This window comes from Massilia sp. 9096, assembly GCF_000745265.1.
Lineage (GTDB): Bacteria > Pseudomonadota > Gammaproteobacteria > Burkholderiales > Burkholderiaceae_D > Telluria.
In genome coordinates this window covers 5,464,509-5,477,503 of record NZ_JQNN01000001.1, presented here as the reverse complement: position 1 = coordinate 5,477,503, position 12,995 = coordinate 5,464,509, and the positions used below count along the sequence as shown (strand labels likewise).

The 12,995-nt window shown below is 64.8% G+C and carries 15 protein-coding genes; 8 read left to right on the top strand and 7 right to left on the bottom strand.

Going from position 1 to position 12,995, the window contains the following annotated elements; all coding sequences use genetic code 11:
* Window positions 1-189: 189 nt before the first annotated feature.
* The gene (locus FA90_RS23945) at window positions 190-444 is read left to right on the top strand and encodes an acyl-CoA-binding protein (protein WP_036173330.1); all 255 of its coding nucleotides are present in this window, start codon (window positions 190-192) and stop codon (window positions 442-444) included.
* A gap of 36 nt (window positions 445-480) precedes the next feature.
* Here the strand turns inward: FA90_RS23945 and FA90_RS23940 are convergent, their stop codons facing one another.
* Window positions 481-756, bottom strand: a complete 276-nt coding sequence (locus tag FA90_RS23940) for a polyhydroxyalkanoic acid system family protein (RefSeq protein ID WP_036173327.1) — start codon at window positions 754-756, stop codon at window positions 481-483.
* A gap of 129 nt (window positions 757-885) precedes the next feature.
* Window positions 886-1,653 carry a PEP-CTERM sorting domain-containing protein gene (locus FA90_RS23935; protein ID WP_036173324.1) on the bottom strand — a complete coding sequence of 256 codons (768 nt, stop codon included), beginning with the start codon at window positions 1,651-1,653 and terminating at the stop codon, window positions 886-888.
* A gap of 317 nt (window positions 1,654-1,970) precedes the next feature.
* Between FA90_RS23935 and FA90_RS23930 the strand changes: the two genes are divergently transcribed.
* The 5 genes from FA90_RS23930 to FA90_RS23910 all read left to right on the top strand — a co-directional run bounded on the left by FA90_RS23930 (window position 1,971) and on the right by FA90_RS23910 (window position 7,109).
* A complete protein-coding gene (locus FA90_RS23930) occupies window positions 1,971-3,548 on the top strand; it encodes a hypothetical protein (protein ID WP_239700939.1) in 1,578 nt (525 codons plus the stop codon).
* Entirely contained in the window at window positions 3,545-3,841 is a 297-nt protein-coding gene (locus FA90_RS23925) for a protealysin inhibitor emfourin (RefSeq protein ID WP_036173321.1), read from the top strand. Before FA90_RS23930 ends, FA90_RS23925 begins: the two co-directional genes overlap by 4 nt.
* A 213-nt stretch (window positions 3,842-4,054) precedes the next feature.
* The gene (gene fdxA / locus FA90_RS23920) at window positions 4,055-4,378 is read left to right on the top strand and encodes a ferredoxin FdxA (protein WP_036173319.1); all 324 of its coding nucleotides are present in this window, start codon (window positions 4,055-4,057) and stop codon (window positions 4,376-4,378) included.
* Between the two features lie 166 nt (window positions 4,379-4,544).
* Complete coding sequence (locus FA90_RS23915; RefSeq protein ID WP_051972048.1) at window positions 4,545-5,642, top strand: NAD(P)/FAD-dependent oxidoreductase; 1,098 nt, start codon at window positions 4,545-4,547, stop codon at window positions 5,640-5,642.
* 231 nt (window positions 5,643-5,873) lie between these two features.
* The gene (locus FA90_RS23910) at window positions 5,874-7,109 is read left to right on the top strand and encodes a polyhydroxyalkanoate depolymerase (protein WP_036173317.1); all 1,236 of its coding nucleotides are present in this window, start codon (window positions 5,874-5,876) and stop codon (window positions 7,107-7,109) included.
* 85 nt (window positions 7,110-7,194) lie between these two features.
* On the opposite strand, the gene FA90_RS23905 is transcribed toward FA90_RS23910, so the two are convergent.
* Window positions 7,195-7,986: a DUF4261 domain-containing protein gene (locus FA90_RS23905; protein ID WP_197065349.1), complete on the bottom strand. Its 792-nt coding sequence runs from the start codon at window positions 7,984-7,986 to the stop codon at window positions 7,195-7,197.
* Window positions 7,987-8,145: 159 nt separating this feature from the next.
* On the bottom strand, window positions 8,146-8,613 hold the full coding sequence (locus FA90_RS23900) for an RcnB family protein (RefSeq protein WP_036173316.1): 468 nt from the start codon (window positions 8,611-8,613) through the stop codon (window positions 8,146-8,148).
* 223 nt (window positions 8,614-8,836) lie between these two features.
* On the opposite strand from FA90_RS23900, the gene rsxB reads away from it, so the two are divergent.
* A complete protein-coding gene (gene rsxB, locus FA90_RS23895) occupies window positions 8,837-9,547 on the top strand; it encodes an electron transport complex subunit RsxB (protein WP_036173315.1) in 711 nt (236 codons plus the stop codon).
* Between the two features lie 16 nt (window positions 9,548-9,563).
* Window positions 9,564-10,226, top strand: a complete 663-nt coding sequence (nth, locus tag FA90_RS23890; protein WP_036173314.1) for an endonuclease III — start codon at window positions 9,564-9,566, stop codon at window positions 10,224-10,226.
* An 87-nt stretch (window positions 10,227-10,313) separates the two neighbouring features.
* Here the strand turns inward: nth and FA90_RS23885 are convergent, their stop codons facing one another.
* The 3 genes from FA90_RS23885 to FA90_RS23875 are packed head-to-tail and all read right to left on the bottom strand — an operon-like array spanning window position 10,314 to window position 12,893.
* Window positions 10,314-11,747, bottom strand: a complete 1,434-nt coding sequence (locus FA90_RS23885) for a hypothetical protein (RefSeq protein ID WP_036173313.1) — start codon at window positions 11,745-11,747, stop codon at window positions 10,314-10,316.
* Window positions 11,744-12,166 (bottom strand): biopolymer transporter ExbD, encoded by a 423-nt coding sequence (locus FA90_RS23880; RefSeq protein WP_036173311.1) that lies wholly within the window; start codon window positions 12,164-12,166, stop codon window positions 11,744-11,746. The genes FA90_RS23885 and FA90_RS23880 overlap by 4 nt, the downstream gene beginning before the upstream one ends.
* Window positions 12,156-12,893 (bottom strand): MotA/TolQ/ExbB proton channel family protein, encoded by a 738-nt coding sequence (locus FA90_RS23875; protein ID WP_197065348.1) that lies wholly within the window; start codon window positions 12,891-12,893, stop codon window positions 12,156-12,158. The genes FA90_RS23880 and FA90_RS23875 overlap by 11 nt, the downstream gene beginning before the upstream one ends.
* Between the last annotated feature and the right edge of the window lie 102 nt (window positions 12,894-12,995).

Here is a 12,995-nt window from a genome sequence, read left to right as displayed (position 1 = left end):
TGCATCGTCTCGCGGTACTAGCGTACTGTCTGCGCCGATGCGCCTTGCCTTGGGGGCGCTGTTAGACGGTCCAGGCCACCGAGTCACCGAACGCCTGAGCGTTTCCTCTAAAATCCTTGCAACTCAGGGGCGATTCCGGCGCGATGCGCTAAGATGACCGGAGTATTGACCGTCTATCAAGGAGTCACCATGAGTTTGCAAGATCAGTTCGCCCAGGCCCAGACCGATTCGAAAAACCTGCCGGAACGCCCGGACAACATGACGCTGCTGAAGATCTACGCGTTGTTCAAGCAAGGCGCGAACGGCGACATCAGCGGCGAGCGTCCGGGCTTCACCGACATGGTCGGCCGCGCCAAGTACGATGCCTGGGCGGCCCTGAAAGGCACGTCGCGGGAAGACGCGCAGCAGCAGTACGTCGACCTGATAGCAGAATTGAAAGATTGATGCTTGAAGGGCTGATGCCAGCCCTCCCCCGGCGGACTACGCAAACACCTTGCGCATGTTGTCCGCCACTTTCTGCTCGATGGTGGGCGCAAATGCGCTCATCATGAGTCCCAGCTTGATCCTGATCAGCGCCTCGCGCCCGCCGAGCGTCAGCGTGCCATCCACGCCGGCACGCTCGAACTGCAGCACGTCGCCGACCCACTTGCACGCCAATCCATAGTCCGAGGACAACTTGTCCGCGACCTTCTGAGCCGCCGCGCGCGCCGCGTCCGGGCTCAGGCTGTGGGGCTGGGTGATGCTGATGTCCGCCATTCGGCTATCCTTCCTGGATTCGGTTACAAAAGAACAGCTCGCCATGATGCCAGCTCCGGGCCGCCAATGCCAGGGGCATGAAAAAACCGGCCGAAGCCGGTTTTTTTCGAGTACTGCGGGGAAGTCGAATCAGTTCGACTTGCGACGGCGCAGAGCAGCCAGGCCCATCAGGCCGGCACCGAAGATCGCCAGCGATGCCGGTTCCGGCACGTTCGACAGCTTCAGCTGGCCGCCGTTGTTGACGTAGAAGTAAGCCGGCGGGTTGTTGACGGTGTTGGCCGAACCGGTCAGCGCTTCGCGCGCGGTGGCGCTCGAGGCGTTGCCCAGGTCTTCGGACGCGTTGGTGGTCACGAAGCCGAAGGTCCAGCCCACCGGCAGCGCGGTGCCGTTGGCATAGGTGAACACGCCCGGTGCGAAGAAGGTCGACTTGAAGTTCAGGGTCAGCTGACCGTTGCTGTTCGGGGTACCGTCCGGGTTGATCGCGCCGCCGCCGCCAGCCACCTGGGCAAAGGAGGCGATCAGGGTGCCGGTCGCTGCGCCGTCACGGTTGGCAGCAGTTGCGCCAACGCCGTCGTAGGTCTGGGCAGCGTTGTAATAGATGTTCAGGACGCCGCCGGCGTTGAAGGTGATGCGGCCAGCCGACAGGCTGCCGGTGCCGTTGCCACCCTGGAAGTCGCCGGTCAGCTGGCCGACGCCCCCGAACAGCGAGGTGCCGGCGTTCTTGGTGGTGATGTTGAAGATACCGTTGTCGGTGAAGGTGAATGCGTCACCGCCGTTGCCGAAGTTGTTCTGGACGAAGCTGTCGCCGTTGAAGCCGAGCTGGTTGATGTTGGTGATGGTCTGGCCCGGCAGGTGCAGCTGCCAACCGAACAGTTGAGTGTCTGCCTGAGCCGACATGGCTGCCACGGCGACTGCGGTACCTACCAGAGCTTTGATCATTGCACGCATTTCATCTTTCCTTGTTGTCGGGGATATTCCCTTTTGATAATTTCCTATAAGCAGGTTCTGTGCCAGCATGACTAAGTTATTGATTTTCCTCAATACTCATGAATTTTGGCAACGAGCAAAAATGCCGACTGTAAAGATTTCCGACACGCATCTTGCGTGATGGACAGAGGGTTTGCTTCTAGCCAGTGAGCACTTGATTCTTCTCAATGCCGGTTTCGGGCAAGGGAAGACCATGCGGTAGATCAGGCCTTCACCAGGAGTACGCCATGGAATCGCCCGTCATCCCGCCGCTCGGCTTCGTTCCGATGCCCACCGCCCCCTATCGCCAGCACCGCAAGGCGGCCCAGTTGCTCGACCAGCCTGGCCGGCCGCGCCCTGGCGACCCGGCGCCGTCCAGCGGAGCCGGCGACGGCCAGGGCGGCGATGTGCCCCTGCCGTATGCCTTCGGCGCGCGTGTCCTGATGTGGAAACAGGATCCGTCGGTGTCCGAGATCGGCACCCGCAAGGCGTTTTTACCGGGCGTTGTGCTGGCCGGACCGCGCGACGCCCGCATCGCCATCGACGATCCGAACATTCCGAAGGTCGAGCCGAACGCCTTCGGCGACTTCGTCACCATGCCCGATACGCCTCAGTTCGACGCCGTTCACACCTTCGCCGTGGTGCGCCAGACGCTCACGATGTACCAGCGCGCGCTGTCCGCGGCCGGCGCCGAAATGCCCCTGCCCTGGCAATGGAACAGCAGCGTCGACACCTCGCCGCTGCAAATCCATCCCTACGGCTTGCCGAACGTGATGAATGCCTTCTACAGCCGCTCGCAGTGCTGCCTGAAGTTCGGCGATTTCGCCCAGGCCGGCGGGGGCGCGGGCGCGGCGCCGGACGAGGCCGTTCGCATCTACACCTGCCGCTCGTTCGACATCGTTTCGCACGAGACCGGCCACGCCGTGCTAGACGGCCTCAAGCCGCAATGGCTGAACGCCGACAATCCGCCCCAGACCGGCGGCCTGCACGAATCCTTCGGCGACCTGACCGCGATCTTCCTGGCGCTGTCCCAGCTCGACCAATGCGACGCCGTGGTGGCCCAGACCAAGGCCCGGCTGCACGACAAGACGTTTCTGGCCGATATCGCGGAGCAGTTCGGCTTGGCGCTCGGCAACACCAACGGTTTACGCAACGCCGACAACGACCTGACGCTGTCGCAGGCCGGTACCGAAGTCCACGCGATCTCGCAGGTGTTCACCGGCGCCGTCTACGACATCCTCGCCGACGTGTTCGCGTTCGAGCGCCGGCCCGCGTTCGAGGATTGCGCCAGCGTCCTGCATCGCAGCGCCGCCTGGCTGCGCGGCCTGCTGCTGCGTGCACTGATCGCCGCGCCGGAACGGGCGGCCACCTACGCCGACGTCGCCAACGAGATGCTGCGCATCTGCCAGGAAGACGGCAAGCCGCCCGCCTATACAGACTTCATCCGCCAGCGCTTCGCCCAGCGCGAGGTGCTGGAGGTGCCGGCCGAACTGGCGGCCGCCCTGGCCGGCCAGGCGCATCCGCCCGGCCTGCGCCTGGCCGCCTGCGTCAGCGATGCGCCCGGCGCACGCCAGGACCGCCGGGCCTGCTGCGGCACCATGAATCTGTCCGAGTACTACGACGCCGAACGCGTGCTCGACGCCGAGATGCAGGCGCTGGCGCGCTGGTGCGCGGCGCATGGCCGCTCGGGCCCGGCCGGCGCCGGCCAGCCGAGTACGCAGGCGATGCTGGCCGGCGTCGCCGTCAGCAGCACCGCCACGGATGGCGATGGCGCCGCCGTCACCACCGAAGTCGCGGCCTTGGCCGTGCTCGATCCGGCGCCATGAAAATCACCGCCAGAACCAGCGGCGGCTTTGCCGGCCGCAGCGACTGCTTCGAGCTCGATACCGGCTGCCGCGGCGACGGCGCCGCGATCGAGGCCCTGCTCGATCAGCTCGACTTTTTCACCGCGCCGCCGCCTGCGGCCGCCGGCGCCGACCTGGTCCGCTGGGAAATCACCGCCGACGACGGCCAGCGCTGCCATACCGTCGTCCTGCACGAGGACGGCGGCCTCGACCAGGCGCTCTGGCCGGCCCTGCTCGCGCACCTGCGCGCGGGCGCGCGTACGCCCGAAGCCTGAGCTGCCGGCTCATCCGCACAAATTTCCGCAAGATCCGGAACCTGCCGGGCGTACCCATCACATTTGCTTATGTGTATTGTGTATAAGTCTGATTTGTCCTAGGCGCAGAATTGCCCTAAAATACAGTGCTTTGCCGCGTCCGGCGAACTCCCACTCACATCACATGCCGCCGCTTTCGGCCGGGGGCCTTGAAAACGTATTGATAGGATTGTTATGACCCACGTTGTTACCGAATCGTGCATCCGTTGCCGCTACACCGATTGCGTGGATGTATGCCCGGTAGATTGCTTCCGGGAAGGCCCGAATTTCCTCGTGATCGACCCGGACGAGTGCATCGACTGCGCCGTCTGCGTGGCCGAGTGCCCGGTCAACGCGATCTACGCGGAAGAAGACGTGCCGTCGGACCAGCAGCAATTCATCAAGATCAACGTCGACCTGGCGCGCAACTGGCCGTCGATCACCAAGACCAAGCCTGCCCTGCCCGACGCCGAAGAGTGGAAGGACGTCAAGGACAAGCTGGGCGAACTGGCGCGTTAATCGCTCACCCGCCGACCCGGCATTGTCCGGGTTGCGCTGCGAGGCCGGTCCCGGCAAATCTGCCGCAATCGTGGCACACTAGCGCGCTACGCCAGTGTTGCGAGCACCGCTTTCCGCCTCGACCGACCGCCAAGCCAAACAACATCGACAGGAAAATCCCACAACCATGACTATCAGCGCTACGCCCGAAGTGGGCACCATCGCTCCCAACAGTTCCTTTGCCGGCGCCATCGAAGCCGATGCCGTGATCATCGGCGCGGGCCCGGTCGGCCTGTTCCAGGTGTTCGAACTGGGCCTGCTGGAAATCAAAGCCCACGTGATCGATTCGCTGCCGGCCGTCGGTGGCCAGTGCGTGGAACTGTACCCTGACAAGCCGATCTACGACATCCCGGCCGTGCCGGTGTGCACCGGCCAGGAACTGACCGACAACCTGCTCAAGCAGATCGAGCCGTTCGAGCCGACCTTCCACCTGGGCCAGGAAGTCACGACCGTGCAGCGCCGCGAAGACCAGCGCTTCAACGTCGAGACCTCGACCGGCACCCGGTTCATCACCAAGACCATTTTCATCGCGGCCGGCGTCGGTTCGTTCCAGGCGCGCACCATCAAGGTCGACGGCATCGAGAAGTTCGAGAACAGCCAGCTGTTCTACCGCGTCAAGGATCCGAGCCTGTTCGACGGCAAGAACCTGGTCATCTGCGGCGGCGGCGACTCCGCGCTGGACTGGGCCCTGAACTTCGTCGGCAAGGCCGAGTCGGTCGTGCTGGTGCACCGCCGCGACGACTTCCGCGCCGCCCCGGCCTCGGTCGCCAAGATGAAGCAGCTGTGCGACGAGTACGAGATGCAGCTGATCACCGGCCAGGTCACCGGCTTCGACGAGCGCGACGGCAAGCTGTCGGAAGTCAAGGTCACCGGCGCCGACGGCGTTACCCGCCGCGTGCCGCTGGACATGCTGATGGTGTTCTTCGGCCTGTCGCCGAAGCTCGGCCCGATCGCCGAATGGGGCCTGGACATCGAGCGCCGCCAGCTGAAGGTCATGGACACCGAAAAGTTCGAGACCAACGTGCCGGGCATCTTCGCCGTGGGCGACATCAACACCTACCCGGGCAAGAAGAAGCTGATCCTGTCGGGCTTCCACGAAGCCGCGCTGGCCGCCTTCGGCGCCGCGCCGTACATCTTCCCGGACAAGAAGATCCACATGCAGTACACCACCACCTCGCCGAAGCTGCACAAGATCCTCGGCGTCGAGACGCCTGTGTTCGACTGATCGTTCCGTTACAGTCTTACGACATACCGAATGCCCCGCCCCGAGCGGGGCATTGTCTTATGTATCGCACTTAACGAACTGCGTATAACGAAGTGTGATAAAACGACTGCAACGAACCATTTTCAGATTGGCGAGATGCAAGTGTTGCCGCACGTTAAAATAAGCCTATAATCAACCGCATACGTAGCGCAAACGTTTATTTATTGCGCACAGAGTCACGAAGGAAAACCTATGCTTTATCAACTGCACGAGATGCAACGCTCCTTCCTGAACCCGCTGATGCAGTGGGCCGATGCCTCTGCCAAACTGTTTTCGAATCCAGTCTCCCCGTTCGCGCATACCCCGTTCTCGCAGCGCATCGCTGCCGGCTACGAACTGATGTACCGCCTCGGCAAGGACTATGAGAAACCTGCTTTCGGCCTGACCTCGACCACGATCAACGGGAAGACGGTGGGCATCGTGGAACAAACGGCTGTCGACAAGCCGTTCTGCAAGCTGCTCCATTTCAAGAAAGACCTGCCGGACGCGGAGTTCGCCGCGCTCGCACAACCGACCGTGCTGGTCGTGGCGCCATTGTCGGGCCACCACGCCACGCTGCTGCGCGACACCGTGCGCGCGCTGCTGCCCGACCAGGACGTCTACATCACCGACTGGGTCGACGCGCGCATGGTGCCGCTGTCCGAAGGCGCATTCCACCTCGACGATTACATCTACTACGTCCAGGACTTCATCCGCCACCTCGGCCCCGACGTGCACGTCATCTCGGTCTGCCAGCCGACCGTGCCGGTGCTGGCCGCCATTGCCCTGATGGCGACCAACAAGGATCCGAAGCTGCCCAAGTCCATGATCATGATGGGCGGCCCGATCGACCCGCGCAAGTCGCCGACCGCGGTCAACGACCTGGCCACCGAAAAGCCGTTCTCGTGGTTCGAAAACACCGTGATCTACGCGGTGCCGGGCAATTACCCGGGTTTCGGCCGCAAGGTCTATCCGGGCTTCCTGCAGCACGCCGGCTTCATCGCGATGAACCCGGGCCGCCACGCCCAGAGCCACCGCGAGTTCTACCAGCACCTGATGCGCGGCGACGACGATTCGGCCGAGTCGCACCGCAAGTTCTACGACGAATACAACGCCGTGCTCGACATGCCGGCCGAGTATTACCTGGAAACGATCAAAACCGTGTTCCAGGAATCCCGCCTGCCGAAAGGCACCTGGGAGGTCGGCGGCCAGCTGGTGCGCCCGCAAGACATCGAGAGCGTGGCCCTGTTCACCGTCGAGGGCGAACTGGACGACATCTCCGGCGCCGGCCAGACCCAGGCCGCGCACGAGCTGTGCACCGGCATCCCGCCGGAAAAGCACCAGCATTTCACGGCGCCGAAATGCGGCCACTACGGCATCTTCTCGGGCCGCCGCTGGCGCGAGATCATCTGCCCGATGATCGGCGAGTTCATTCGCAAGAACGCCTGATCGATCAAGCTTTCAAGCGTTCCAAACAAAAACCGCGGCAGGTCCGCGGTTTTTTCATATTCTCAAGGCAAACAGGCGTATCAGGCTACTGTCCCAATACACGACGCCGCACTGCCTGCATCCAGGACGATGGCTGGTTTTCGGAATCGATGCGCCGCAGTTGCCAGGTCCCATAAGGATTGGCGAACAGCGAATGTTCATATTCCACGTTTCCCCCCGACGAAATACGATAAACCGGCGCTTGTGCATCGCTGGAAAAGGTCTGCCGGTCCTCGAGGGACGGCGATTCGGTGAAAAGGTAATGAGAAAACGCTCGGGCGGTTTGCAAGGCGCTCGCGCTATCCTCGTCGGCGACCCGGACGTCCCATAAACCGAAGGTATGCATACCGCAGGAATAGGCTTCGCCGTGCATGGTCACGACAAGGACAAACGCGCGATAAGCACTGAACAGTACAAGTTCGGAGCACATGTTGCGCCAAGCAGCCGGGGAATGCGCAATACCGCTGCTTTCGACTTTGACGCCGAGGCCGCCGGCATCGAGCACCGCGCGCGCCGCCAGCATCAGCGCCTGAACATTCTGCGCCGATCCACCCTGCTCCACCAAGTAGACGACGCTTTGGTGGGTGTCGATGCGGGCCATCTCGGGCGAGTCGCGCCAATGCGGACCGGCTGACGCAAAGGCGTGCGCCATCCGCGCATCGCGGCCTTCGAATTCCAGTTCCCAGGCAGTGCCGGTCGGCACATGCATCAACACACGGCCGGCAAACAGATAATCTCCCTCGGTCCCATCGACCACTCGCTGTAAAAACTCGGACGGATCTTTCCATGGTCCAGGTATGCAAAGCACGATTTGCGACGACGGGGCGATCTCGTTCATGTAGGGGCGCTTTCGACACGGAATGACATTTCAGACAGCCAGTGTAAAAGCTTATGCCGTAAAAGAAAACTCGCGCCAAACGCAAACGGCCCGCCTCGCATGCGCGAAGCAGGCCGTGCACGCCGCCCCTCGCGGAGCGGGGAATAGCCGGAATTGAACTTAACGGCTGTTGATGATCAGGTCCGCGATCACGCCGGTAGCCACGGCCGCCAGCACATAGTCGCCGCCCGATTGCACCCAGTGGTAACCGCGTGGCGGTTGGCGCAGATGATGGCCGCGCCAGTCGTTCACGACGTACTGGTTGCTGCGGTAGCGGTCCGGCAGGCGGTCGCCGCGGCGCCAGCTGTGGTCGGGGCCGGCGCCGTTCCAGTGACGGCCGCCGCCATAGCCATTATCCCCGCCGTGGCCGCCGCGTGCAGCGTAGCCGTCGCGGCGATCGCCGCCACGGTCATGGTTGCCGCGGTCGTTGTTGCCGCGGTCATAGTTACCACGGTCGCCCTGGCTGTAGCCGCCGCGGTCGCGGTCGCCCTGGTTCCAGTTGCCATGGTCGCGGTCCTGGGCGAATGCCGGCGCGGTGGACATCAGCGCTGCCAGCAGCGCCGGAATCATGAGGTGCTTCGTATTCATAAGGCCCTCCTTGAATAGATTGCATGAACTTGCATGAGTCCAGTAGACCACCAGGTCTGCCTTGCGCTCCGTACGTTGCCACACCTACGCATACGACCGGCATCAAAAGTTGCCTGGGAGGTGTGCCAGGCAACATTCGTCGGCATTTCGACGCCACCCTGCTTTTCGCGGATAATGGCGGTTTAGCAAACGCTAAACTGTTTCTTATCAAACGCTTGACCCCGTGACCAAGACGCTCGCCGACCAGATCGAAGACCTGCTGCCGCAGACCCAGTGCACCAAGTGCGGCTACCCCGCCTGCCGCCCGTATGCGGAGGCGATCGCGCGCGGCGAAACCGACATCAACCGCTGCCCGCCGGGAGGCATCGAAGGGGTCGAGCGCCTGGCGCGCGTCACCGGCCGTCCGGTCATCCCGATCAATCCGGCCAACGGCGTCGAGCGCCCACGCCCGGTCGCCTTCATCGACGAACACCTGTGCATCGGCTGCACGCTGTGCATCCAGGCCTGCCCGGTCGATGCGATCATTGGCGCGGCCAAGCAGATGCACACGATCGTGCCGAGCCTGTGCACCGGCTGCGACCTGTGCGTGCCGCCCTGCCCGGTCGACTGCATCAGCATGCTGCCGGTGACCGGCGAGGCCACCGGCTGGGCCGCCTGGTCGCAGGAACAGGCCGACGCCGCGCGCGCGCGCCACGACTTCCGCAGCGAGCGCCTGAAGCGCGAAAAGGAAGAGAACGACGCGCGCCTGGCCGCCAAGGCGGTCGAAAAGATGCGCGCCGTGACCGCCGAGCAGACCAACACCCCGGACGAGCTGGCGGAAAAGGAGCGCAAGCGCGCGATCATCGCCGCCGCGATCGAGCGCGCGCGCGCCAAGGCCGCCGCGCCGGCCGCAGCGCCGCCGGTTTCGCCCGGCACCGACGACACACAACAATAAGCCGCCGGACGTCACGATGAACGCAGCCAAACGCTACGAGATCTTCACGCGCTTTCGCGCCGCCAATCCGCACCCGACCACCGAACTCGAATACAGCACGCCGTTCGAACTGCTGATCGCGGTGCTGCTGTCGGCGCAATCGACCGACGTCGGCGTCAACAAGGCCACGCGCCGGCTCTACCCGGTGGCCAACACGCCGCAGGCCATTCTCGACCTCGGCCTGGACGAACTCAAGACCTATATCTCGACCATCGGCCTGTACAACAACAAGGCCAAGAACGTGATCGCGACCTGCGAGATCCTGGTGAACCAGTACGGCGGCGAAGTGCCGCGCGCGCGCGAGGCGCTCGAAGCGCTGCCGGGCGTGGGCCGCAAGACCGCCAACGTGGTGCTCAACACGGCCTTCGGCGAGCCGACCATGGCGGTCGACACCCACATCTTCCGGGTGTCTAACCGCACCAACATCGCGCCCGGCAAGAACGTCGACATCGTCGAACAGAAGCTGCTCAAATTCGTGCCGAAGGAATTCCAGCACGATGCCCATCATTGGCTGATCCTGCACGGGCGCTACACCTGCGTGGCGCGCACGCCCAAGTGCTGGAATTGCATCATCAACGACTTGTGCGAGTACAAGGCCAAGACGCCGGCGCCGGCGGGCCTGGTGCCCTTGCCCGTCTGAGGCGTCCGCCACCCGCGCCAGGCTCGCTGGCGGGAAGCCTTCGATGACCTTGAAGCCGCTGCCCTTGCCGGCGGTGTCCCCGGCGATTCAGCGCGACAGCACGACCGAATAAAACATCAGGTCGATGCCGTTGTAAAGCTTGAGCAGGATGCTGTTGCGCCCCTGCTTGAAATGCAGCTTGCGCTGGCCTTCGGTGAGGTTCAGCGTGTCCATTCCGTCGAGCGTATGGAAAGCCTGGCGGTACCAGGGCTTGTCGAGGCTGGCCCCGCTGAGCCAGACCAGGCGGTCGTTAAACCACAGCTTGGTGTCGTCGTCGCCGCCGATCCAGACCCACAGGTCCATGTCGCGGTCGACCGTGACTTCGGTCCAGGCGTAGTAGACCGCGTTCTCGGCGCGCGGCAGCGGGACCGACGGATAGTGTGCGTCCTGCTGGAAGGTCCAGCGCACCGGCAGGTCGTTCTTGCCGAAGTAGACGGCGTCGAGGTCGACGCCGCGCTCCGGTGGATAGATCGTGTTCTGGCTGTCGTAGCCGGCGCCTTCGAAGGGACCGATGACGTACCAGGTGTCGAGGAAGATGCGGTTGGCGTACGGTCCGCCGGCGCCGATCGTGCGCCCGCGCCCGCCGCGCACGCTGGCCGCATCGACCGGCGGCGGCTTGACGTAGGCGCCGAAGCGGCGCGTATCGCTGAAGGAGGTGCTCGACATGTCGATGCTGCTGTCGGTGATCGCGCCCGGCGGCCCCATCGCCAGGCCGGTGGCCAGGGCATCGACGGTGCTGCCGAGCGAGGCCGAGTCGTGGACGCCGCCGCCGCCGGTGCGCCCGTTCCGGGCGCCCTGGCCGCCGGTCTTGCCATTGCCCGGTCCGACCCCGCCGGTGTTTGCGGTGCGCGCGCCGCTTTTGTCGCCTTTTGCGCCGTGCGGCCCCTCGACGGGCGGCGTGAGCGGTACGCCATGGCGCTGCGCCAGCAGCTCGGCGCGGCGTTGCGCCAGCGCGTCCTTCGCTTGCTGCAGCAGCTGCGCGACCTGGGCTTCGGGTTGCAGATGCGTCGGCGGTGTGGCGCCTGGCCGGCGCGCCGCTTCCATGCGCACGCGCCGGCGCGCCTCGGCTTCGGGGATGTTCAGCAGGCGCGCCATCTCCATCGCGCGGGTCTTCTCGCGCACCGCATCGATCTGCCTGGCCAGCGCCTGCGCGCGCGCGGCCGGATCGGTGGCCTGCGGTTTGCCGGCGCCATCGCCGCCTTCGCCCACGACGTCGCCGGCGCTCTGGGCCAGCGCGTCGCGGATGGCTTCCATCGCGCGCAGCTCGCGCCCCATTTGCCGCTGCGCGGTACGCGCCAGCGACTGCGCCACCTGCACGCGTACGCCGTCGTCGCGCTTGACCGCGACGCGCACCGGGCCGGCCGTGACCAGGCTGGCCACGAGCACGGCGTGCGCGCCCAGCGACGCCAGCCACCACGGATGGCGGCGCCACAGGTGGACCAGCGAGGCGCCGTCCAGCCGCGCGGGAACGTAGGCGTTCATCGGCGCGTGCGCATCGCGATGTTGGTCAGCCCCTCGAACTGGCACAGGTCGAGCACGTGCACGATCGACTGGTAGGACGCCTGGCCGTCGCCTTCGATGCGCACCGGCCGGCCCGGGCTGCGCAGGGCCTCGCCGCGCAGGCGCTCGTGCAGCGCTTCGATCGACAGCTTGTCGCCGCCGATGACGACATCGCCGGCGCGGTCGACGCGGATCACCAGTGGATCCGGCGCGGCGCGCTCCAGGTCGAGCGTGGCGCTCGAGCGCGGCAGCGTGATCGGCAGCGCCTTGTCCTTGTGCCGGGTCTCCTTCTGCTTGAACGAGGTCGCGACCATGAAGAACATCAGCAGGAAGAAGATGCAGTCGATCAGCGCGATCAGGCCGATCTCGGGCTGTTCGTCGTCGCCGAGGTCAATGCGCATGTTCGGCCTCCTGCGCGGCAGGGAGGGCCTCGCGCGCGTACGCGGGCGCCGGCGCACGCACGAGGTCGAGCAGGCCATTGAGCTGGCGCTCGAGCCGGATGCCGATGTTGACCAGGCGGTTGCGGAAGAAGTGGTGCAGCGCCAGCGAGGGCAGCGCCACCGACAGCCCGGCCGCCGTGTTGACCAGCGCCTTCGAGATGCCGCCCGCCAGCAGGGTCGGATCGCCCATGCCGTTGAAGGCGATGACGTGGAACGACTCGATCATGCCGACCACGGTCCCGAGCAGGCCGACGATCGGTGCGATGGTGGCCACCACGTTCAGCGCATAGGCTTTCTGCTGCTGCTCGCGCAGCTCGGTGGCGGCCAGTTCGGCCGCGCGCGTGGCCAGCGTCTCCGGCTGAAAGAAGCGATGCTCGAGCAGGAAGCCGACGATGCGCGCCAGCGGACTGGCGCCATCGGCCACGCGTTCGCGCAAGGCGTCGTAGCGGCCTTCGCGCCACAGCGCTTGCGCCTCCTCGGCCAGCGCCTGCGGCGCCAGCTTTTGTCCACGCAGGTTGGCCAGGCGCTCGAGGCAGACCGCCAGCATCAGCACCGACAAGGCGCCGATCACCAGGATGCCGATGCCGCCGTTGCTCAGCTGCGACGCGAGATCGAATTCCTGGGCCGCGGCGGGCAAGGCCGGCAGCAGCAGGCAGCATAGGGTGGGCAGGCGTAGCGATCGTGGCATCGGCATCCTCTCATGGGAAAGCGGTTGTAGCGAACTATGCTTTCCAATGTATCACACAAATTCTACATTCAAGCAGTTTTAAATGCCATTGGATAGCACAAT

Bases quoted from the DNA above. Each gene is read 5' to 3' on its own strand.
- fdxA (WP_036173319.1), top strand. From the start codon at position 4,055: ATGACCCACGTTGTTACCGAATCGTGCATCCGTTGCCGCTACACCGAT.
- FA90_RS23905 (WP_197065349.1), bottom strand. From the start codon at position 7,986: ATGAACGAGATCGCCCCGTCGTCGCAAATCGTGCTTTGCATACCTGGA.
- FA90_RS23875 (WP_197065348.1), bottom strand. From the start codon at position 12,893: ATGCCACGATCGCTACGCCTGCCCACCCTATGCTGCCTGCTGCTGCCG.
- FA90_RS23880 (WP_036173311.1), bottom strand. From the start codon at position 12,166: ATGCGCATTGACCTCGGCGACGACGAACAGCCCGAGATCGGCCTGATC.
- FA90_RS23910 (WP_036173317.1), top strand. From the start codon at position 5,874: ATGCTTTATCAACTGCACGAGATGCAACGCTCCTTCCTGAACCCGCTG.
- FA90_RS23940 (WP_036173327.1), bottom strand. From the start codon at position 756: ATGGCGGACATCAGCATCACCCAGCCCCACAGCCTGAGCCCGGACGCG.
- FA90_RS23945 (WP_036173330.1), top strand. From the start codon at position 190: ATGAGTTTGCAAGATCAGTTCGCCCAGGCCCAGACCGATTCGAAAAAC.
- FA90_RS23935 (WP_036173324.1), bottom strand. From the start codon at position 1,653: ATGTCGGCTCAGGCAGACACTCAACTGTTCGGTTGGCAGCTGCACCTG.
- nth (WP_036173314.1), top strand. From the start codon at position 9,564: ATGAACGCAGCCAAACGCTACGAGATCTTCACGCGCTTTCGCGCCGCC.
- FA90_RS23915 (WP_051972048.1), top strand. From the start codon at position 4,545: ATGACTATCAGCGCTACGCCCGAAGTGGGCACCATCGCTCCCAACAGT.
- FA90_RS23930 (WP_239700939.1), top strand. From the start codon at position 1,971: ATGGAATCGCCCGTCATCCCGCCGCTCGGCTTCGTTCCGATGCCCACC.
- FA90_RS23900 (WP_036173316.1), bottom strand. From the start codon at position 8,613: ATGAATACGAAGCACCTCATGATTCCGGCGCTGCTGGCAGCGCTGATG.
- FA90_RS23925 (WP_036173321.1), top strand. From the start codon at position 3,545: ATGAAAATCACCGCCAGAACCAGCGGCGGCTTTGCCGGCCGCAGCGAC.
- FA90_RS23885 (WP_036173313.1), bottom strand. From the start codon at position 11,747: ATGAACGCCTACGTTCCCGCGCGGCTGGACGGCGCCTCGCTGGTCCAC.